Genomic DNA, 19,565 nt, shown 5'->3' on the forward strand with positions numbered 1-19,565 from the left:
CATTTCTATCTAGCCACTACAAGCAAAATTATCGATAATTCACGTTATGTCAAATAGACGTCGCGCCCGCCAGGCGGCCAACGACGGCTATTTCGTCGTATCAATCTGACCCGTATTTCCCCCTATCTCGTCCATCCATGCAACGCCGACAACCCACTTATTGGGATTCGGGAAACATGCACATGCTCGACCTGTTTGGGGAGATCGTCGTGACGCTCGACGATATCGCGCAGTGGGTCGCCGCGCTCGCCCCGGCCTACATGGCTAACGAGCGCGCGTTCGAGCGCTACGTGCGCCTCTGGGACGTTGCCGGCAAGGTGCGCGCTGCGAAGGCGGCCGGCACGTTCGAATCCACCATCGAGCGGCACTGCGCCCGCCGCGCGCACCTGGCTCGACGCTTCGGGATCACACCATGAAAGACTGGCTCATGCGCGCGTTCGTCACGCTCTGCGAATGGCTGTTTGGCTAACCACCAGATCCCGACCATCTCGAATGAGAAAAGCCCCGCGCGTGCGGGGCTTTTCGTTAGCGCGACCGCTTGAATCGGCCTTTGCTGTCGCGCTCGCGGCGGCGATGATGCTTTGCCATGATGACCTCCGTCAGTCGGCAATCCCTAATTTGGCCTCGATACGCGTGAGGCGTTTCTCGACCCCCAAAATGTAGCGAAAGCAGCCCACCGGCACGACCAGTATCTGCACGATGCTCACGCCGATGGTCAGCCACTGGGCCGGATCCATTACGCGCCCTTGCCTTCCGGGATGAACACCGCGAGCAGCCCGAACAGCGCCGACAACGCGGTGCCGATCGCGCCGACCGTATGCGGGTCAGCACCGTTTGCGATAGCGAGCTGCGAGCCGACGCCCGCGAGCCCGGCGAGCGCCGCGTGCGTGCTCGGTTCCATCAGTCTTGCGAAAAAGTTCATCACGATCTCCAGTTGAACTGCACTACCACCCCGAACCGTTCCCCGCGTCAAACGTCGGGTCCGGCGTCTGTTTCGGCGCGAAGTAGCTGCCGTCGATGATGCTCATCAACCAGCCCGCCAGCCCGCCGTTACCACCCGATCCGCCCGATCCACCGATCAGGCCCATCGACAGCCCGTCAAGCGCGCTCGACGGTGCCGACACAATTCCGTTTGCGAGATTCGCCGCGCCGTCGACGGCCGGTATCCCGGTATCGTTCGGCACGACTGGCGTGCCCGCCGTCGTCCAGGCGGTCGACGCGCCGTCCGCGATCGCCCCGCCGGCCGCGCTCGCCGCATCCGATATCGAGCTGCCGAGCGACGACAGGCCGCCGCCCACCTTACGCGCCGCATACCAGAGCAGACCGCCCACGACGACGACCGTCACCGTCACCTCGATCGCGTCGCTTTTCAGGCTCATACGTGGAAGCCCCACACGTTCGCCGTCGACTGCCCCGCCGCGCCCATTGCTGCGATCGCGTCGGCGCCGAGCTGCGCGCTGATATCGTCAGGATTCCAGCTCGTCGACGAATAGACTTGATCGACGTTGCCAGCCACGTTGACGCCGCCCGTGTTCGTGCCGAGCGGAAACGTGAGGTTCTGCCAAATCGATCCCGCGTTCGGGCTCGTCGATGCACCGATCGGCGCGCCGAGCCCGGCCGCCCCCGACGTTCCACCTCGCGCGCCCTGGAAGTACTTCAGCAGCGCGAAGCCGAGCGCGGCGACGCCGAGCCCGAGCGCCAGATTGTTGATGGTGTCTTTCATGCGGTCACCCCGCCCGCGTTCGTGAACCATGCGATCAGGCTCGACATGGAATTCTCGTGCTGACCGTATCCGGCGCCCGCGAGCGACGCCCAGACGGGCGCGCACTTCGCGATCGCCGCCTGAATGTTGCCGCCGTCGATATCGGGCAGTGCGCCTTTGTTCGAGCAGAGTTGCAGCGCGAGCGCGTCTTGCGTGGCCGGCGAGAAGTCCATCAGCCCGGTCTGCCCCGAGACGGTCTGGAACGTCGGCCAATTGATCTGGTAGCGCCCGGCTGCCGTCGAGTTGAACCGTGCGTTGTAGATGCGCGGATGGTGCGAGTAGTCGGAGAACGTGAGCGGGTTCGCGGCCGTCGCGCCAACAAGCACGTTGTATCCGTTGTCCGTTTCAGCGAGCAACGCCGCGCCGATCTCGCTCTGCGCGATCATGTCGAGGAACGCTTGACGATTTTGGTTCGGATCGCCGCCGGTATAGGTGCCCGTCATGTCGAGTAAATCTCCTGTTGCACTTCCGATGATGTCGCCCGGCGTGAAGCTGGCCATGTCTTGATCGCCCTGCGATTGCTGCTCCAGATACAGCAGCGCGACGGCACCTGCGGCCAGCACGAGGAACGGCGCCGCGCTTGCCATTACGCGATCCGCTGCTGCACTGCGTTGCCGTTTCGGTAGAAACCACCCACGACAATGCCTCCCGCAGCTGCCGCCGAATCGCTCGTATAGTTCGGCAACAGTTGACCGATCGCGAACTGAGACACACCTGCCGCCGTGCGGAAGTTGTGCACGTTGCAATCCGCGTAAAAGGTCGTGACCGCCGAGCCCGCCGAGCGCTGCATGTACGGTGCGCCGTTGTTATCTTTCAGCGCATCGATCACATAGCTGTTGGTCGTGCCGGTTGCGAAACTGCGCTGCGCCACCACCCCCGCGCCGGCCGTGGTGTTGTAAATCTTGTCGTCAAACACGCCCGTGTTGTTGTCCGAGCGCTTCATGATGGTGTTCGGCCAGTTCGGCGTGCCGGCGCGGTTCAGGTACGGCCCGACATAGCTGGTTCCGCTCGTGCTGTTGTCCTGCACTTCGCCGTTGCAGCCGTAGAACGAGTTGTCGCTGATGTGCGATCGGAATACGCCGTTCGCGATCCCCACGCCATACACGTACTTATTGATCGGGGATCCCCACCACGTGCCGATCTTGTTTCCGACGATCACGACGTCCTGCGCACTCGATTGCAGGTCGATGCAGTTGAACGTGGTGCCGCTACCGCCCCCGATGTTGCAGCCGGTCATGACGAGGTCGCGCCCGTTGAACGCCAAGGCTTGCTGTTTGCCCCCGCCCAGTCGGCACCCGCTCATCCGAATCGATCCCGTGTCCGATCCGCTGGCGTCCGCCAGCACGGTCATGATCGGCCCGCTTGCGGTCGACAGGTTGAAGAAATCCGACCCGATGAACTCGAATTGCTGCCCCGCCTCCAGCCGCACCGCCGTGCTGTTGGTTCCGTCGATCTCGAGATCCCAGCAGTAGACGAACCCGGGGAAATTCGACGTGCTGCCGCCCGTGTTTTGCACCAGCAGCCCGTAATTGGCATCAAGCACGCCGCACCCGAAGGTGCGCAGCGTGTTCACCAGACCATCCAGCACGATGCCGTTGCCGCCGTTGTTCTGGAGATTGAAAACAGAATCCGTCAGCGTGAGCACGTCCGATCGCGCTGATCCGTCAGCGGGCGCCCACCATTTGAGCGCCTGCGTGCCCTTGATGTTCGTGCCGATCACCGAGCGCAGCAGCACATTGTTCGTCACGTAGATGTCGAACGCCTGCCATGCCGCATCGATCGTCACGCGCTCGACAGTCATCTGGTTGGTGAGCGCGAGGCGCAGGGCTATGCCGGCCGTGCGCGTGGCCGTGTTGACGATTGCCACATCGTAGATACCGCAATCGTAGATGCCGGGCGCTGTCGCGCCGTTCCAGTAGATGCTGTCTGCCGTCGCGCTCGTGAATGCGAACGTCGTGCCGCCGCGCCCCGCCCCTTGCAGCGTCACATTGCTTTTCAACACGCTCAGGGTGCCATCGAATCGATAGTCGCCGAACGGGAACAGCAGCGTGCCGCCGCCCGCGGCCCCAAGCGCGGCGATCGCTGCGTTGACCGCCGCCGTCAGGTCGTAAGAACGGGTGCGCCCTGCCACGTCGTTACGCTGGGCCGGCGTGAGGAAGCCAAACACGCTCACCGCGTCGCCGTTCTTGCTCTGCTGCGTGCGCGCCAGTTCGCCCGTGAGGTTCGGCACGGTCATGATATTGGCGTCGCGCAACGCGCGCGTCATGAGGCTCATGCTTTCACCGTTTGCAGGTTGACGGTTGCGCCCGTGGCGGCCGGCGTGGATGCATACCACGCGGCGCCCGGCGCGTCCGTTTCGTTCCAGAAGTCACCCGGATTCAGCACGATGGCGCCGTTCGCGTAGGCGTCCGCCGCAGCCGGCACGATAGCAACCGGGCCGGCCGAGCTCGCCGGATTGAAGAATCGCACCGCGCGGCGCGTTGCGTCGGCCGCGAGCAGCACCGCTCCAGTTGCACCGGCCGCGACCACTACCGGCGTGACCGTGGCAGGCGTAAGCGCGAGCGCCGGCAAGACCGGCACCGTGATATCTGATACGTGCAGCTGAACTGGAACCGGGTTTGCGGTCGTATTGTTGATGCCGACGTTCGTCGCCGTGAGCGTCGCACCCGACACGGCAACCGTGCCCGTCACCGTCACCGGGAACGGCGATCCAGGCTCGCTGACGATCGCGACCGGCACGGGGTTCCCGCTACCGTTTCCGATGTTCACGGTCGTCTGGTTGAGCTGGATATCGATGTCGCCTTGGGTGACGATGAATGCGACGTTGCTGTCCGCGGTCGTCGAGATTGTCACCGCGACGAAGCCGGCCGCCGGCGTGAGCTTCGCGCCCGCGCCGACGCTTTGCACCGTCTCACGGTTCCCGAACACGTCCGTGAGCGTGATCGTGAGCACGTTTCCGGCGTCGCTCGACTGCACGTAGAGCGTGCGGCCAGCCATCGCCGCCTGATACCCGGCCTGCTGCCCAGTCGCCGGATTCGGGTTGACGAGGATCTTTTGCGCGACGGTCTGCATTACGCGGCCTCCCGCATCAGGAACGGCATCGTCACCGCGAGCGCCGCAATGATCAGGCCGCCGATCACGATAGTGCGCTGGTTGCCGGTCTTCGCATCCTGATACGCGGCCGCGACATCGCTGGCCGTCGTGTTCGCCTGCCCGATCACCGCCGTGCTCGCGCTACCGTACGCGTCGCGCACGGCGGCGATCGCCTGCGACGTTGCATCGGCGTACGCCTTCTGTGCGCCCTGCGCGCTCGTGAGCACGCCGTTGATCGCGTCTTCTGCCGTGTGCGCGCTCGCGCTCATGCTGGCCGTGCCGATGTTTTCGATCCCGGCGAGCGCATCGTGCCCGAGCCCGAACGCGGCCGAGATTGCGCCGCCATCGAGCTGCTGCACATTCAGCGTCACCGTGCCGCCGCTCGACGCAGTGGCGCCGACGCCGGAACCGACGTTGTTCCGCTGGTCAGCGTTCGTCGTCGTCGATGCTGACGACGAGTCCGACGAGCCGCCGCCGTTCGCCGGCACCATCGGCAGGCCGAGTGCGAGCAGCTTGATTTGTTGGGGGTTGCGAATCATTGCAGTTCCTTCCGCATGATGGTTCCGTTCTTGACGTGCCCGGCGACGCGGTATCCCTTGGCGATCGCCTTGCGGATCAGCCCGCGTCGACGCGTCTGGAATGCGATGGAGTCGAGCCCGACCGCCTGCGCTTCGATCAACTCGGCGAGCAGGTCCGTGAGGCAGACGCCGGCCGCGCCGGCCGCCGCGGTCACGAACGCTTCGCGGCCGTGCCGCTCGAGCAGGTACGCGCACACGGGCGCGCCGTCCTGCTCGATCACGAACGCGCGGCCGCTCACCGCCATCCGTTCGAGCGAGTCGATGCCGCCCGTCGTGTCGTACTGCGCGACCGGCGCCAGCAACGGCAACACCGTCGCAGCGTCGGCTTCGCGCAGCGTCAGCCGCGCTTGCGATGCATCACGAGCCACGCCACACCCCCGATAAGCAGCCACGGCATGAGGTTCGAAAACGAGCCGATCGCAAAGCTATTCGTCGCGCCCGCCACTGCGCCCGCGACCGACGTTCCGAGGGACGGCGAGCCCGACACGATGAACGAGCCATCGTTGAAGCTGACCGGGTTGTAGTTCGTCGCGCTCGACGGGCCGGCAGATCCGCCCGCGAACGTTAGTGGAGGCAGAGAGAGTCCGGGGACCATTTACTTTTCCTCCGCGACCGCGAACAGCACGATCCCGATCAGCAGGATCAGCATGAAACCGCCGCCGCCCTGCTGCACGTAGCCCGGCCCCTGCCCCACCGGATACACGGCACCGTTCGGCGCGCGGTACGTCGGCAACGCCTGACCGGTTGCCGTCAGCCCATGGCTGATCGAGTCTGCGGCGACGAGCGTCGACAGGCCGCCTTGAACGATCGACGTCCAATCGATATTCGAGCCGCCCGCCTGGAGCTGGCCGAGCGTCTGCGAGCTGGCCGAAACCGGCGTCGAGTCCGTGACCGTCGCCCAGTTATAGCCGTCGCCTACGCCGCCGCCGTTCACGCCGTACAGCGTCGACAGGTCGGTCGATCCGCTGCTGTCGCCGCCATACGCCGTCAGTGCAGACGGATCAGCACCGGCTGACCCGTCGTCCATCGTGAAAAGCGACATACGCCCTCCTGTTGGTTGGTGGACGTGCGTCGATTAACGCGAAACCGGGTCGACGATCGACTGATACATGCGCAGGTTGAACGGGCCGCCGCTCGTCGTCAGCCGCAGGAACACGTTGTTCGTCACGGCCGTGTTGAGCCACTTCTCGCGGAAGCCCTGGAGATCGAAGTCGATCACTGTCAGGCCCGCTTGCGGCACCTTCAGGTAGTCGGTCTGATCGCCCGCTGCGTCGCTCGGCGCACCTTCCCAGATGATCACGCCCGAGTTGCGCACCTGCATTTTCGTGATCGAGCCGACCGCCTGGACATAGGTCCACGTCACCGTGCCGTCCGTGATGGACGAACCGGTGCCGGTCGGGCCGCCGGACGACGCCGACGTGCCGGCCGCCGTCACGCGGTACAGGTTGCCGCCGTTCGACGCGAGCGCGCCAAGCGCGTACGCGGTCGACGCCGCCCATGCGGGGCCGTAGTTCGACTGGTGCAGATACAGCTTCTTGATGATCGCGCCGGCCAGACCCACGGCGAGCGGGATATCGTTGTCCTGCGCGTTCGGGAACGCCAGCGCCGCGTAGAGCTGCTTGAGCACCATCGGATTTTTCGACGGGTCGTTGAGCTGCGCGAACGCCTGCATGTTCGAGCCGTTCGGCGCGGACACGTCGACCGTGATTTCAAACGTCAGGGTCTGCATGAGCGCCGAGCAAATCGCCGTGAGCAGCTCCTCGCTGGTCTGCGCGCTCGCGCCGGATTTCGTCGACGAGCTTTTCGCGTTCTTCCGCGTGAAGTCGAGCAGGATCAGCGTGGTCGGGTTGCTACGGCCTTCGTACAGGTTCTCTGCCAGCAGGTCGGCGCCCGTCACCGTGAAGAACGGTTTGCCGTTGATCTTGCCGACGATGTTGTCGATCTGCGAGATCACGAGGCCGTTGAGCAGGTTGATTTTCACCCGCTCGTAGGTCGGGCCGATCGGCATCGTGAGGATGGCGGTCTGACCCGGCGCGATATTCTGGAAATTTACAAGCTGCTCTTTGCGCATGGCGATTCCTTAGGTGTTGATGGGAGTCCCGCGCGCGGGTTACTGGCCGCCCGGCAGATACGTGCCGACGACCGGAATCGCGAACACGTTTTTCTGGATGAAGGCGACGACGGCGAACGTTGCGAGCGTCGCCAAAGCAGCATGCAGGTGAGCCTTGTTCATTTGGGCCTCAGGGAGTGATCGACGAGGTGCTCGTCAGGTTGTTCTCGGTGGCCCAGATGGTGTTGCCGTCAACCAGCTTCTTGAACGCCGGCACCTTCGAAATGATGTAGGCCGCGACGAGCACGCCGACCGTCGTCGCGACGATTTCTTGCGACAGGCGGAAGCGGGTAGGCAGGTAAGACGGTTCAGACACGTGGAGCCCGTACGAGTGGGATGAGCCCGCAGGTTCCAAAAAAAATCGCCGCGAGTCCAAGTCGGGGAATCGCGGCGATTCTCGGGAAATTGCGGCCCGCGTGTCGGTGGAAAATTTCAGCTTTTTGGCGGCGATACAACGCCCGGCGTGTTGGTGCCGGACATCTTCTGACGGTGTATGTAGTGGAACTGCGGCAGGTTGAGCAGTTCGCTGGGATTCGCGATCAGCATCACGTCGGCCATCGCAACCGCGTCGTTTTTGTAGCCGACCCGGTAGCACCGCAATTCGGTGCAGTTCCCGAAAAAATCCTTGTCGACGTGCGCCGGCCGCTGGCTGGTGCCGATGATCGTCAGCCCCTTGTGGCGACCCGCCGTCGACAGCTTTTTCCATGCCGGCGGCGCCCAACTCGCCATGGTCACGTTCGACAGTTCCTCGACCACGACCAGCCAGCCGGCGAGCTGCCACACGACGCGGCAGAACCGGTCGAATTGCTCTTTCAGCTCTTTCGGCTTTTCCGATGGGATGAACACGAGCCGCGTTTCGCCCGCCTTGATCGCGGCGACTAGTGCGGCGATCGTGTCGACCTTCCGGCCGCCGATCACCGCCGCGTAGTCGTCGGTTTCCTCCAGCGGCGACCAAATCGCCATGGGCCGTCGCTTCGACTGCCGGCGAAGGTAATCCTTGACGTAGATCCCCTTCCCCATGCTGGAGGCACCCACCACGCCGATGATGTCCGCGCTGTTGTGGATTCCGGCCGTCATTGCATGAACGTGTCGCGTGCGAGCGCGGTATCGATCGCTGCGCCCATGTCAGGAGTCGGCCCCCGCGGCGCCCTCGCAGGTGCCGGCTCACCTGGCGGTGCTGCCGGCGTCGACGGCGCGGCTGCCGCGTGCGGGTTGCCCGCCGCGAGCCGCCGGCCAGCCTCGACGCGCTGCACAGCAAGCCGCTCGCGCTCCAGCTTCACGAACTGCGCCGTGCCGATCGCCACCGGCAGCGCCGCGACGCCGACGCCGAGCAGAGGATGACCGAGCAGCCGCCCTGCCCCGCCCCACCCATAGTGCGCATCAGCGCGCGCGAGCGCCGCGCCAAGGTTGTCCATGCGTTCCGGCGTCCACACGGGTTTGAGCCCATCGAACGCGGCCGTGATGATGTCCGCGCCGTGCCGGCATGCCTCCTGCCAGCCCTGCACGAGATCGCCCATCATCGCGTCCGCTTCCGCTTGCGCGTTGGCCGCAACCTTCGCCGCGATCGCTTCGTTCGCGTCGATTTCCTCCTGCGCGATCGCCGCGAGCGGGTCGGCCGGCGCCGCGCCGTCTAGCGTCGAATCGGCGCGCACGTCCGTCACCCCGGTCGTTACCGGGTCAGTGATTTTTGCCATGGTCATACGTTCCAGAAGCCGGCACGCCGGGGCGCGCGCGGCGGGTTGTTCGGTTGCGGCGGTTCCGGCGATTTGCCGGGATTCGCCGCAGGTTCCGGCGCCGGGTTTGCCGGCGCATCGTCGGGTGCATCGAACGGCCGGACCTTCGCGCGCAACGCGCGATCCGCGCGCGCATGCTTCGTTTCCAGCTTCGCGCCGCACGCGGCACAGCGGTAGTACGCCATGCCGTTCCGGTTCGCAGACACGTCGACTTCGCGGTCGCAGAGGTGGCAGTCAGCCTTTCCGAGATACGACATGGCGCCTCCTGTTACGCGGCCGGCTTCGTTTCGACCTGGGTCGGTGCGCCGCCGATCAGCGGATCGACGACGGCCGCGACGGCGCCGGCCGCCGTGAAGCCCGCCTCGATCTTCGCTTCGAGCGCCGAGACGCGCTCCTCCAGCGCCGCGACGGTATCGTGCGCGGCCTTCAACGCCGCCGCGAGCGATGCGCGGTGCTCGCCGTTGTTCGTGAGCGCCTCGACGGCGGCGGATACTGCGTTTTTCAGTGCTTCCAACATGGTCAACCTCGCTTTGTGTGCGGCCGGAATCGGCCGGCCGCGTGCCGTTACAGTGCCTCGACCGCCTCGACGAGACGTTCGAGCGCCTTGAAATGTGCCGAGCGCTTCACGATCGCCCGGTCGATCGCGGACATGCCGTCGAAAACCTTGCGCACGGCCCACGCCGCGCGCTTCGCACGGTCTACCGCGTCGACGATGTCCTGATTGACCATGTCGGCGTAGCACGCACCCGTTTTCGACTCCAAGTACTCCGCATCAGGCGGGACAGAACCCGCCGTACCGCTCGTTTCTTTCATAATCCTTAACCCAGTCGGCCATTTCGGCCGTGTCGGCAGCAACGCCGCGCGTACAGTTATTGACACGAGTCCAAGCGCGGGCGATGCCCGCGTGAACACCCTCGCTGACTCGACGGGAGACGATCTCCCATGCGTGGCGGACGCTTTCCACCAGCACCGTGACCAGCTTGCGGCGATCGGCCACGATGCCGTCGCGGTACGTGATCCAGCCCATCGCGCGCACGCCGCGCACTACCTGACCGACTGGCTCACCATATTTGCCCTCGCGCGAGTCCCACTCTTTCTCGAGCTGTATTGGACGGGCTTCACGCGGCGCATAGATCCCGCCGTTAGCCTGTACGAACTCAGCCCACGATGCCGGCTTCGCCTCGCCTGAAACGCCCTCCATCTTGTTGACGGCGCGGTGCGCGGCCTCCAACGCTTCAGGAGCGCCGGCAGGAAGATCGGCAACGCGGCGGAGTTCACGCCAGACCGACACCGGAGGACCGCCGACTTGCTGGAACTGCCGAATACGCCACGTCGACGCCCAAGCCTCGACGCGCGCCGACGATTCAAGTGCCGGATTTCCATACAGATCGTCCCCCACGGCATAGCCGTCGATGTTTTTCGAAACGTACTTCGCGACGTATCCGGCCGCGCTGCCCTTGTTCCAGTCGATCGGCTCGAAGTCCGCGCGGTGCGCCTTCGCGCCGCGCTCGTCCGGCGAGTCCTGCAACGCGTAGCGGCGCACGATCGCGCACACGCGCGGCAGTGCTGCGCGGCGCACGTCGCCGCGCCACCCCGGCGCGAAGAACACGAGCACGTGCCAGTGCGGTGTGCCGTCGTGATTCGGTTCAGCGATGCGGAAGCCGTACCACTGCACGCCGGCACGCGCGAGCGCGGCACGCAGGCGCGCGAACATGCGCGCGAGGTACGCTTGCGCCTCGTTCGGCTTCGTGCCGTCATACAGCGGGTTCGCGCGGGCCTTGCCGCCGGCCTTCTTCCACTTGTGCATGCGCGACGGGCATGTGACCGTGAAGAACAGGCCCACATGCCGCATGTCGCGCGCGATCTGCTCGAAGCCCGAGATCCGCGTCATGAGCTCGCCGCGACGTATCGCCTTGTTCGCGACGCCGCGCGCGGCGAGCTCTGCCAGCGTGAATTCGTCGCCCTGCTCGTTCCGCGCGATGGTCTGCTCGAGCATCGCGGCATTGCGCCTGCGCTGCTGCGTGCGGCGATCGAGCGATTCGTCGCTCACGTACATATCGCGCGCCGCGTTGACGTAGCCGAGCGAGATCGCCGCGGCCTCGACGTGCCGCGCGTGCATGCGGCGCAGCGCGCGGCGCCACCACAGCGGATCTGTCATGCGTTTCACGGCCGGCACGTCGAGCACGCCTTTGATCTCGCCCGTGCGCGGATCGATGCGCTCGGCCTCCGGCGCGTCGCACTGGTGCGCCTCGACGATGCGCGTCATCGCCTCGCGCGCCGCGCGCGGCTCGTGATACAGCTCGGCCATCGCGGCGCACTCTGCCGCGAGCACGGTCGCGCGCTCGCAGATAACGCCATCATTCGCGCCGAGCGGCAGTCGCACGGCGTCGAGTTGTTCGGTGAGGGAAAGCAGGAACAGGTTCGATTCGCGCCGCGCGTCGCGCGCGCTGCTCGCCCGCTGCTCGTCGTACTGGCCGAGGATGCGGGAGCGCCAGCGCGGCGGGAGCCCCGCGACGCGCTGCGCGCTCCATTCCCCATCGGTCGACATGCGCGCGAGCGGCATCAGGTGCGCACCTCGAAGCAGTCGCAGCGGTCAGCATCCGAGTGCGCCCATACCTCGCCATATGTGCTGATCAGGTTGTTTTTGCGCACCCAGAGCGGCACGGCCGCAACGCACACCCCAACCTCCGCGTTCGGCATGCAAACGAAGCGCGCACACTCGACGCACGTGCGACGCGCTACGCCCTGCTGCTGGCGGAATTCAACGCCGCCGCCCATCACCGCCCCCTCCCCGCGCGGCGATCACGCAGCACGCGGTAGATGCGCTCAAGCGCCGCGTCACCGATCGGCGTCGCGCGGATGTGCGCGACGCGCGGCACGTGGCGTGCAACGAACGAAGCGTGAGAGGAACCCGCGTAGCCGAGATCACCATCTTCGACGCGGTAGCCGATATCAGCGAAGGCGGCCGAGGCTGTCATTGCTCACCCTCGATTTTCGCGGCGCGTACGAACTTCTCGACCCTGATGTGCGAGAACACGACGAAGTACTTGTCGCACCCGCCCTCATCGGTATCGCAGTTCACCAGATCGGGCCGCTCGACTGTCGACGGGCTATCAATGAAGTAATTTTGACGACACCCGCAGAGCGGGCATGCAACCGAAACGCTCGTGCTCGTCATGGTCACGCCCCCAGCCAGTGAAGGAACGCGTTCACGGCGCGCGCGATGCGCGAGCGGCGACGGTAGTACGGGCCTTGAAGCGTGAACCCGCCCAGAGCGGACGGATGAATTTGTAACGGAGTCTTTCGCATCACCACACCCCTTTCAGACCCACCCCGAGGGAGAAACCTCGCCCCGAGCCTTGCTGGGTGGCCTCCTAGCGCCGTCTGGGTGGGTGATGGGACGGTGGCGTGTCGGGGCGAGTGCCGAAATATTAGTTCACGCGCGTGAACGTCGTCAACCTGAGTGAACGTTGACTCGGTTTGACGTTTTCCCTAAGGTTTACTTGGGTGATTTATTGGGGTACGGGTATGAAAACCACGATTGAGTATCTCGACGCGTTCAAGGCGTCGCTCGGCATCGAATCCGACTACGCAGCAGCGAAAGCGCTCGGCATCACGCGAGCGGCTGTCAGCAAGTACAGGAACGGTTACGGCGGCTTCGACGATCAGACCGCCGTGCGAATTGCCGACGCCCTGGACGTTGATCCGATGGAAGTGATTGCCGCCGTGCACGGCGAATGGGCTCGCACGGACGACGCACGCGCGTTCTGGGAGAACGTTTGGGGAAAAGTGACCGGGGCCACCGTAGCGACCGCGCTGGTAGCTGGCCTAGCGGCGGCCCCTTCCGTTGCTGAAGCTGCAACAATCCAGCCGATAGTGCCGAGTCTTCACGTTATGTAAAATTATGAATGTCGGACTGTTCACACGGGTGACAGTATTTCGCCGCTTCACGGATTCAATTGCAGGCTTGTCGCCCAACGGCGCATCAGTCACGCCGACGTTCGCGCGATATTTCGGGGGGATGTCGTCGCCCCGGCCGTCCGGGCCGCGCGTATTGATCCGGTTCAATGATGGATGTCCTCAAGAAAATTGATGATCTTGTCTACCAATTGCTTTCGATATTCGTCGTCCGATCCTGCGACGTTGTTATGCCCGTTCGCCATCCATTCATCATGTGCTTTTGCCAAATCTTTCAAGGAGTCGTTTGTAAGAGCATCCATTTTGTATAGATCATTCAGGCGAGCGAATATTTGACCTACACTTTCATGGCGCTGGCCGCGCGCCACGATAATAGCCTTCTTTCTTTTGGCAATTGCTTTGGAATTTGTCCCTGTTAAGTTGTGAATTCCGTATTTGACTAAATCCCACTGAAGATCGTCAACATTGGCGGCGACGGCGGCATTTTTGAACCGTAGTGAATTGGCCCAGCCGGCGATTCCATCCCATGGGTTTAGCGAAAGATGCTCGGCAATATCCATTGCGGGCATGATTCCATTTTTTCGTGCTCGTTCAAGATTAAGTAAGTCGTTGTAGAAACTTTCGTGATTAAGTTCAAGTGGTTCGTAGCCAAGTTTTTTCAATTTAGAATACATATAGGGATATGTTGTGTTTTGATATCCGATCGGCTTTTTCACATGAACTGTAGCCAGGGATGGTGGAAATATAGGCTCTTTAGAGGCTCGGGGGTCTTGGTCAGGCTCGACGGATTCTTTAACAGCTCGGCGCAGCGCGTCCTCCTTCTCCTTGATGGTTTGCGTGTCCTTGCTGTATTTGTCAAATAGCATTTTTGCTTTTCGATTTGATTTGTTGCGGCCGCTTCGGTAGCTCATTATCCTTTTAATGTCATCGTTCAAATTTTCATGGCATCTTTTGTAGGTAAGTTCGGGGCCTGAGTGACGTCTCAAAAAACGCCCTTCTGCTTCTATTAGGATCGGCTGAAGTTGCCTGCCGGCCTTCACCATGTTCATATCAATTTCGTTTGAGGATTGATTTTTTTTCTCAGTTGCTTTTGATGAAATTTCATCCGATTTCGGCGGGCGTTCGCTGAAAGTGTTGTCGGAATTGCTTTTATGTTGATTCTGATTCGGCTCGGGATGAGGGTCCATTCCAAGAACATCGACTATAACCAAGGGGTTGGGGGAATAGGCATAGAGATTGATTCCACCAGCCTGTCCCTTCGGGTCCGTCTGCAAATACCTGCCAAGCGCCGGGCTATACGATCGGAACCGGTTATAGTGCAATCCTGTCTCTCGGTCGAACCAATGACCGGGCCAACGAAGGTCATATTTCAAGGTGCTCTTATCCGTCACGCGAATCGCCCCATAAGGATCGATCTCTTGTGCTCGCCAGACCTCCTGACCTTGCTCATTCTCGATCCACTCAGGCAAGCCAGCTTGATTATGAAATACGAAATAGGGTCGCCCTGTGTCAGTCGATGCGTCTGCATCATCATAATCGATGAGCATGAAAGGGAGTAGTGCTGATTCGTTGACGTATATATAAATCCGCACTCCTCCACTTGATTCCACTTCTGCGGCAAGCCTATCTCCATCCCAATAGTATGAGGTTTTATTTTTCCCTATCGATTTGGTGGTTCGTCTGCAAAGTCCGTCATATTCGGCCGTCCATATTTCGGGACGATCGCTCCACTCAATTTTCACCAACAGGTCCATGCTGTCGTACCAATAAGTTGTACGGCGGCCACTGCGTGAAATTTCTTCTGCGAGATGATTCCTTTCGTTATAACGAAAGATTCCGGATGAAGTCGTCGAAAGTCGGTTGCCTTCCAGATAGCGCATCCTGGCATATGTCGGCGTCGATAGCAGATTGCCCGCAGGATCGTACTCGAAATGTCTGATCGACCATCCTTCGTGTACTTCGTCCGTCAAGCGATGAGCTTTGTCGTACTTGAAAACAGTTGTGCCCTTCATGTTATCGATTACTCGCCGCAACTCTCCAGTCGCACTATATTGATACTGAACGCTATCAGCTTTGCTTGCATTGCCTTCGCTCCATGTGGTTCGCCCAGTGCAGCGACCGTATAAATCGAATGCGTATACGGAGTTTGTGCCATTTCCTAATTGCATCAAGATTCGCCCGTCCGCACCCCGTTGCATGCGATGAATGCCTCCTGTCGGGGTATGAATCAAGATATCGCCGTCGTTGACAAACTCGTAGTCAATGTCAAATTTATTGAAATATTTGGTCTGCTCGAGATAATGTTCGCCATGCTTGTGTCTCACACCTAAACCCGCTCGCATGTCGGTAGTGCAGCGCCCGAGAACGTCAAATTTTCTAATGATCTCGCACTTATTATTTTTCGATTTAACCAAATTTCCATGCGAATCATATTCGTTGAAATATTCGTCGCCACTTGAAAGTATCCGTCTGCTGCACAAGCCGTTCTCTCCAATTACAAAGCGAAGTAATGTATTTCCAGCATGATCTTGCTTTTCAATTAATCGATCCCCGATGTCGTAGCTATAAGATTCGCGCAATACGCCGTGACGCACGATGCTGATAATTCGATTCTTGAGATCGTAGATATATGCACTCGCACTTCCGTTCTGGTCGATTATCGATTCAACTTCTCTTCGGGACGTATACTTATAATGAACAGTGCCTCCGAGAGGGTCGGTCTCGCCACTACAAAGTTTCCACGATGAGAAGGTGTAGCTGTACTCGTGATCATCACGGTCGCGCCAACGCAGCAAGTTGCCTACCACGTCGTGCTCGAATTGCTCGACGTTGCCGTAAATGTCGACCCTCCGGATTAATTGGCCGGCAGCATCGTACTGTTCGCGCAGTTCGTCAAATATGGGCCACGGTGGTGTCGCGGCTTGCTGAGCGTTCGCATCGAGGTTCGGTGGCAGCAGCACCGTATCGATGGCATCCGCCTGACTGGCCTCTCCCCATTGAAGTTCCAATGCTGTATCGGCAGTTTGATGTGGAGACTGGTTCGGGAGATTTGGCAAGTCGTCCTTGATCGGCCACAAGTTTCCCCATTGATCCACGCGACCTATATTAAGACCTTGATCGTTATAGATCCAATGTAAAACATCGCGATTGGAATCGATTTCTTTGATAATTCTGTTATCTGGCCCGAGTACGTACTCAGACTCGCCTCCATACGGATCTATAATGCGGGTAATTGTTCTTACGTTATTGTATGTAATCAACCATCGACCACTATCCGATTCGGTCACGATCGTTCGTCCAGGTTCATACTGAAATTTGACATGCCACGTCCCGTCCTGTCCGGTACTTTCCACACAACGCCCTTCGCTATCGTAACGGTAGCTGAATGAGTAGTCGTTGGCGTCAATGATTTTTACAAGGCGACGCTGCGCATCGTATTTGAATTTTGATGTTGCATCGAGTGCGGTGCGATGACTGGATAGGCAGCCGTAGTCGTCGTATTCATATCGAATGATCGATGAACTTCTTTCGTCGGAATTGGTTAGGGAAATTTCGACGATTCTGTCGTAAAAATCATATCTGAGAGAAATCGTGCGTCTTATATGACCCGATCGATCGGATTGCATGATTGCTTCCAGGCGGCGATCGGAATTCCAGTTCAAGAGACTTCTTGTTCCTTGTCTCGTATGAGCGATACAGCGGGCTGCAGAACTGGTTGCAGTAAGTTGATCGAACTCGATGATGCCCTCGATATCGTGCTGAATGACGTACCGATTTGGGATGCGTTGGGTGAGTTCGTAACCTTGAGAGTAACCGCCATAGCGGCCGTCCGGTCCTCTGCTGAACGTGTACTCGGTTCCTTGCGGATCTGTATATACGGCACGCGTTCGCAGCCGCCGCAGTTCATGCTGCCACGCATGTCTGAAACCGAATCCCAGCAACCCGTTGCGTTGGTGCCAGCCGCTGCTGTAGTGGCGAATCCATTTGAACGGCACGGCCTCGCTGGTTTCGTAATCCGTGAAATCGTTTTTGACCTCACCAGTGACGGCACTGATCGGCTCACCTCGACACTCGGACTTCAAGTCCTGACGCGGTTTCCGCAATATCGGTCCTACTTTTTTTCCAATCCCATGCTTACCTCGATGCCACATCATCTGCGAATCCGGCAACGGAAACCCGCCGATCAGCACCGTCGGATCGCCCATGAGCAGCGTGCCCATACTCGGCTCGATACCGGGATCCTTGCCCATCAGATTGCTAAGCATCATGAACGCCAGATCGGCAGCCGTCTGCGCAGCTGTCATGGCGGCAGCCAAGGCCTCGTGATGCTTGATGTCGCTGGCAGCGGTCGCCGCACCGGAAGCCGGACCGACCGCCGCATTACCCACCGACCATGCCCTGCCCGCCAGTCCCAGCGCCTTCGCCCGACCCGTCACCTGAGCAGCCTCGCTCGCCACCTCCTCGCTTTTCTCCGCAGCGGTTGCCGCTTCGCCGCCCGACTTCCCCAAGTGCCCCGTCGGATTGCAGTGTCGCGTCATGTCGATGCCCATGCGCGCGGCACGCATTCCGCCAATGAAGGTATTACTCGACCCCGTCTGGATGTCGAAGTAAGGCGTCAGGCCGCCGCAAGTCGGCGCGAAGCCAATGTCCAGCACCCGGGCGGCCGGGATACCACCGATCAACACGCTCAGGCAGCCGCTGCCGATCGTCATGCCTGCACTCGGCAAAGGGAAGCCGCTACTCGGGGGATGACCGTGCGCATGAGGCGTACCGAGATGCGGAACACCAATCGTGGCTGCCGGCATTCCCGGCACCTTGTCGAGCAGCGGAATCTGCGCGATGCCAGTGTTGAGCAACTGCGATGGCATGCCCTGCAATGACGCGAGGGCATTCACGCCTGCGCTGAGATGATGCAGTACGCTGCCGTCCGACGAGAACGTCTCCTTGAACGGATCGACGGTTGACTTGACGGTATCGAGCAGGGAGTCGCATGCAGTGTCCGCCTTGGTTTTCGATTGCGTTGCATGGTTCTCGGACGATTCTGAGGCACGCGTCAAACGGCTTTCGGACTCGCTCATTGGTGTGCTCGTCCATGGTCGGCGTGCGCGGTCGGCGCCACGGTTTCCCGCAGGCGAGCCATGTATAGCGGATCCTTTTCCAACTCATACGCTCTCGCCTCGATTTTCAGACCCGCGTTTCCATAGAGCGACACGAGCCGATCCAGAATGCAGATGCGTTGCCGCTCGCAACCGAACTGCTCGCACAATCCCTTCGCTGCGATCCAGCTTTTCGTGGCTTCCGCCGCCTGGCCACACGCCAGTAGCGCGACACCGCCCTTCTCCATCGCCTCGATCTTCGTATGCACGAGCATCAGCCTGCCGGCCGCACCGCTCGCCAGATCGAAATAAGTCGCCGCCTTGGCATGCTCGCCGAGCGTGTTGCAACAGCTACCCATTGCCATCAGCGCATTCAGCACGACCAGCAGATTCCGGCCATCGAGCGCGGCCGGCAGAGCGCGCATGTACCAGTCCTTCGCATCGCGCAGCGACCCGTGGCGCAACGCCACATCGCCGAGGCCATGCAATGCCACCGCGCAGCCCGTCGCGTCTTTACGCTCGGCGTGGAAGGAAAAGAGCGCGTAATACTTGCGCTGCGCTTCGGGTAGCCGGCCATGCGCAAGGTCGATCCCAGCAATCTGCATCAAAGCCCCCATTCGCTGCTCGATCGGATGCACCGCATCGTTCGCGATGTCGACCAGATGACGGGTCGCTTTTTCGGACGAGAAGTCGACTGGAAGAATCAGCACATGCTCGGCCTTCTTCTCGCGAGCGAGCGGAATGAGGCACGGATGCTTCCGGTCGTCGCGGATACAGAACCGATGTCCTTCCATCCACTCCTCAAAGCCGTTCAGCGCCAGGCATTGCAGCACCAGCTTCGCAAAGCCGCCGAAATCGCCCATCGGCGACGGCAACCATGCCCATACGACCTTGGTGCCTTCCGGCATCAGCGTGCGAACGTGCATGACAGCATCACGCAGCCGCTGCGCCGGCGCGCGCCTTGGGTCGGTGCAGGTCAGCGGCAACGCCGGCCAGCCTGTTTCGCCACGTTCGATGCGTGCGCTGCTTGCGTCGTCGATCTGACGTGCAAGCGTTTCCATGCATGCCTGTAGATACGCGTCGGCAGAGTCGCAAGGGAACGGAAAATTCAGGAAAACCGCATCGCCGAGGCGTTCGTCGAGAGATTGCATCATCTTGAGAACCGGCACGAGGTCGTTGTCCGTTGCCTCGATCAACAGCGTCGGATCATCAGGTTGATCGATGAACGCCTCGAGCGACGAATCGATTGCGGAGAATTCACGATGCATGGCGTCA

At 61.3% G+C, this 19,565-nt stretch carries 26 protein-coding genes; 2 read left to right on the top strand and 24 right to left on the bottom strand.

Translation table 11 applies throughout. From position 1 onward, the window contains the following. Window positions 1–182: 182 nt before the first annotated feature. Window positions 183–416 (top strand): hypothetical protein, encoded by a 234-nt coding sequence (locus VL15_RS07195; RefSeq protein ID WP_048244390.1) that lies wholly within the window; start codon window positions 183–185, stop codon window positions 414–416. Between the two features lie 183 nt (window positions 417–599). Here the strand turns inward: VL15_RS07195 and VL15_RS41765 are convergent, their stop codons facing one another. From VL15_RS41765 to VL15_RS07300, 22 genes are all read right to left on the bottom strand, one after another. Continuing rightward, window positions 600–737 (bottom strand): hypothetical protein, encoded by a 138-nt coding sequence (locus VL15_RS41765; RefSeq protein ID WP_155420139.1) that lies wholly within the window; start codon window positions 735–737, stop codon window positions 600–602. Beyond that, window positions 737–922 carry a hypothetical protein gene (locus tag VL15_RS07200; protein WP_196319553.1) on the bottom strand — a complete coding sequence of 62 codons (186 nt, stop codon included), beginning with the start codon at window positions 920–922 and terminating at the stop codon, window positions 737–739. The genes VL15_RS41765 and VL15_RS07200 overlap by 1 nt, the downstream gene beginning before the upstream one ends. Before the next feature lie 22 nt (window positions 923–944). Beyond that, window positions 945–1,379, bottom strand: coding sequence for a hypothetical protein (locus VL15_RS07205; protein ID WP_048244391.1), 435 nt, complete (start codon window positions 1,377–1,379; stop codon window positions 945–947). After that, window positions 1,376–1,723, bottom strand: coding sequence for a hypothetical protein (locus VL15_RS07210; protein ID WP_048244393.1), 348 nt, complete (start codon window positions 1,721–1,723; stop codon window positions 1,376–1,378). Before VL15_RS07210 ends, VL15_RS07205 begins: the two co-directional genes overlap by 4 nt. Then, entirely contained in the window at window positions 1,720–2,349 is a 630-nt protein-coding gene (locus tag VL15_RS07215) for a glycoside hydrolase family 104 protein (RefSeq protein ID WP_329955934.1), read from the bottom strand. The genes VL15_RS07210 and VL15_RS07215 overlap by 4 nt, the downstream gene beginning before the upstream one ends. Beyond that, complete coding sequence (locus VL15_RS07220) at window positions 2,349–4,028, bottom strand: hypothetical protein (RefSeq protein WP_048244395.1); 1,680 nt, start codon at window positions 4,026–4,028, stop codon at window positions 2,349–2,351. Before VL15_RS07220 ends, VL15_RS07215 begins: the two co-directional genes overlap by 1 nt. A gap of 5 nt (window positions 4,029–4,033) precedes the next feature. After that, entirely contained in the window at window positions 4,034–4,834 is an 801-nt protein-coding gene (locus VL15_RS07225; RefSeq protein WP_048244397.1) for a hypothetical protein, read from the bottom strand. Further along, window positions 4,834–5,394 carry a hypothetical protein gene (locus VL15_RS07230; protein ID WP_048244399.1) on the bottom strand — a complete coding sequence of 187 codons (561 nt, stop codon included), beginning with the start codon at window positions 5,392–5,394 and terminating at the stop codon, window positions 4,834–4,836. The genes VL15_RS07225 and VL15_RS07230 overlap by 1 nt, the downstream gene beginning before the upstream one ends. Then, complete coding sequence (locus VL15_RS07235) at window positions 5,391–5,801, bottom strand: hypothetical protein (RefSeq protein ID WP_048244401.1); 411 nt, start codon at window positions 5,799–5,801, stop codon at window positions 5,391–5,393. The genes VL15_RS07230 and VL15_RS07235 overlap by 4 nt, the downstream gene beginning before the upstream one ends. Next, the gene (locus VL15_RS07240) at window positions 5,771–6,028 is read right to left on the bottom strand and encodes a hypothetical protein (RefSeq protein WP_048244404.1); all 258 of its coding nucleotides are present in this window, start codon (window positions 6,026–6,028) and stop codon (window positions 5,771–5,773) included. The genes VL15_RS07235 and VL15_RS07240 overlap by 31 nt, the downstream gene beginning before the upstream one ends. After that, window positions 6,029–6,475 carry a hypothetical protein gene (locus tag VL15_RS07245; RefSeq protein ID WP_048244406.1) on the bottom strand — a complete coding sequence of 149 codons (447 nt, stop codon included), beginning with the start codon at window positions 6,473–6,475 and terminating at the stop codon, window positions 6,029–6,031. It lies immediately after the preceding gene. Between the two features lie 33 nt (window positions 6,476–6,508). Further along, window positions 6,509–7,504, bottom strand: coding sequence for a major capsid protein P2 (locus tag VL15_RS07250; RefSeq protein WP_048244408.1), 996 nt, complete (start codon window positions 7,502–7,504; stop codon window positions 6,509–6,511). 39 nt (window positions 7,505–7,543) lie between these two features. Then, the gene (locus VL15_RS43560; RefSeq protein WP_256858024.1) at window positions 7,544–7,666 is read right to left on the bottom strand and encodes a hypothetical protein; all 123 of its coding nucleotides are present in this window, start codon (window positions 7,664–7,666) and stop codon (window positions 7,544–7,546) included. 7 nt (window positions 7,667–7,673) lie between these two features. Then, window positions 7,674–7,859 (bottom strand): hypothetical protein, encoded by a 186-nt coding sequence (locus VL15_RS07255; RefSeq protein ID WP_048244410.1) that lies wholly within the window; start codon window positions 7,857–7,859, stop codon window positions 7,674–7,676. Between the two features lie 116 nt (window positions 7,860–7,975). Continuing rightward, a complete protein-coding gene (locus tag VL15_RS07260; protein ID WP_048244412.1) occupies window positions 7,976–8,620 on the bottom strand; it encodes a hypothetical protein in 645 nt (214 codons plus the stop codon). Beyond that, window positions 8,617–9,237: a hypothetical protein gene (locus VL15_RS07265; RefSeq protein ID WP_048244414.1), complete on the bottom strand. Its 621-nt coding sequence runs from the start codon at window positions 9,235–9,237 to the stop codon at window positions 8,617–8,619. The genes VL15_RS07260 and VL15_RS07265 overlap by 4 nt, the downstream gene beginning before the upstream one ends. A gap of 2 nt (window positions 9,238–9,239) precedes the next feature. Next, window positions 9,240–9,533 (bottom strand): hypothetical protein, encoded by a 294-nt coding sequence (locus VL15_RS07270; RefSeq protein ID WP_048244415.1) that lies wholly within the window; start codon window positions 9,531–9,533, stop codon window positions 9,240–9,242. A gap of 11 nt (window positions 9,534–9,544) precedes the next feature. Next, on the bottom strand, window positions 9,545–9,793 hold the full coding sequence (locus VL15_RS07275; RefSeq protein WP_048244417.1) for a hypothetical protein: 249 nt from the start codon (window positions 9,791–9,793) through the stop codon (window positions 9,545–9,547). Window positions 9,794–9,840: 47 nt separating this feature from the next. Beyond that, window positions 9,841–10,038: a hypothetical protein gene (locus tag VL15_RS07280; protein ID WP_048244419.1), complete on the bottom strand. Its 198-nt coding sequence runs from the start codon at window positions 10,036–10,038 to the stop codon at window positions 9,841–9,843. Window positions 10,039–10,048: 10 nt separating this feature from the next. Then, window positions 10,049–11,839 (bottom strand): replication endonuclease, encoded by a 1,791-nt coding sequence (locus VL15_RS07285; RefSeq protein ID WP_053077589.1) that lies wholly within the window; start codon window positions 11,837–11,839, stop codon window positions 10,049–10,051. Window positions 11,840–12,053: 214 nt separating this feature from the next. After that, a complete protein-coding gene (locus tag VL15_RS07295; RefSeq protein WP_048244423.1) occupies window positions 12,054–12,254 on the bottom strand; it encodes a hypothetical protein in 201 nt (66 codons plus the stop codon). Next, complete coding sequence (locus VL15_RS07300; RefSeq protein WP_048244425.1) at window positions 12,251–12,454, bottom strand: hypothetical protein; 204 nt, start codon at window positions 12,452–12,454, stop codon at window positions 12,251–12,253. The genes VL15_RS07295 and VL15_RS07300 overlap by 4 nt, the downstream gene beginning before the upstream one ends. A 350-nt stretch (window positions 12,455–12,804) precedes the next feature. Between VL15_RS07300 and VL15_RS39045 the strand changes: the two genes are divergently transcribed. Then, on the top strand, window positions 12,805–13,176 hold the full coding sequence (locus tag VL15_RS39045) for a DUF3693 domain-containing protein (RefSeq protein ID WP_155420140.1): 372 nt from the start codon (window positions 12,805–12,807) through the stop codon (window positions 13,174–13,176). Window positions 13,177–13,340: 164 nt separating this feature from the next. Here the strand turns inward: VL15_RS39045 and VL15_RS39695 are convergent, their stop codons facing one another. Both VL15_RS39695 and VL15_RS07315 read right to left on the bottom strand, forming a co-directional pair. Next, window positions 13,341–18,272 carry an RHS repeat-associated core domain-containing protein gene (locus VL15_RS39695; RefSeq protein WP_080970748.1) on the bottom strand — a complete coding sequence of 1,644 codons (4,932 nt, stop codon included), beginning with the start codon at window positions 18,270–18,272 and terminating at the stop codon, window positions 13,341–13,343. Then, window positions 18,269–19,558 (bottom strand): hypothetical protein, encoded by a 1,290-nt coding sequence (locus tag VL15_RS07315; RefSeq protein ID WP_048244429.1) that lies wholly within the window; start codon window positions 19,556–19,558, stop codon window positions 18,269–18,271. Before VL15_RS07315 ends, VL15_RS39695 begins: the two co-directional genes overlap by 4 nt. Between the last annotated feature and the right edge of the window lie 7 nt (window positions 19,559–19,565).

Source organism: Burkholderia cepacia (assembly GCF_001039005.1).
Classification (GTDB): Bacteria; Pseudomonadota; Gammaproteobacteria; order Burkholderiales; family Burkholderiaceae; genus Burkholderia; species Burkholderia theae.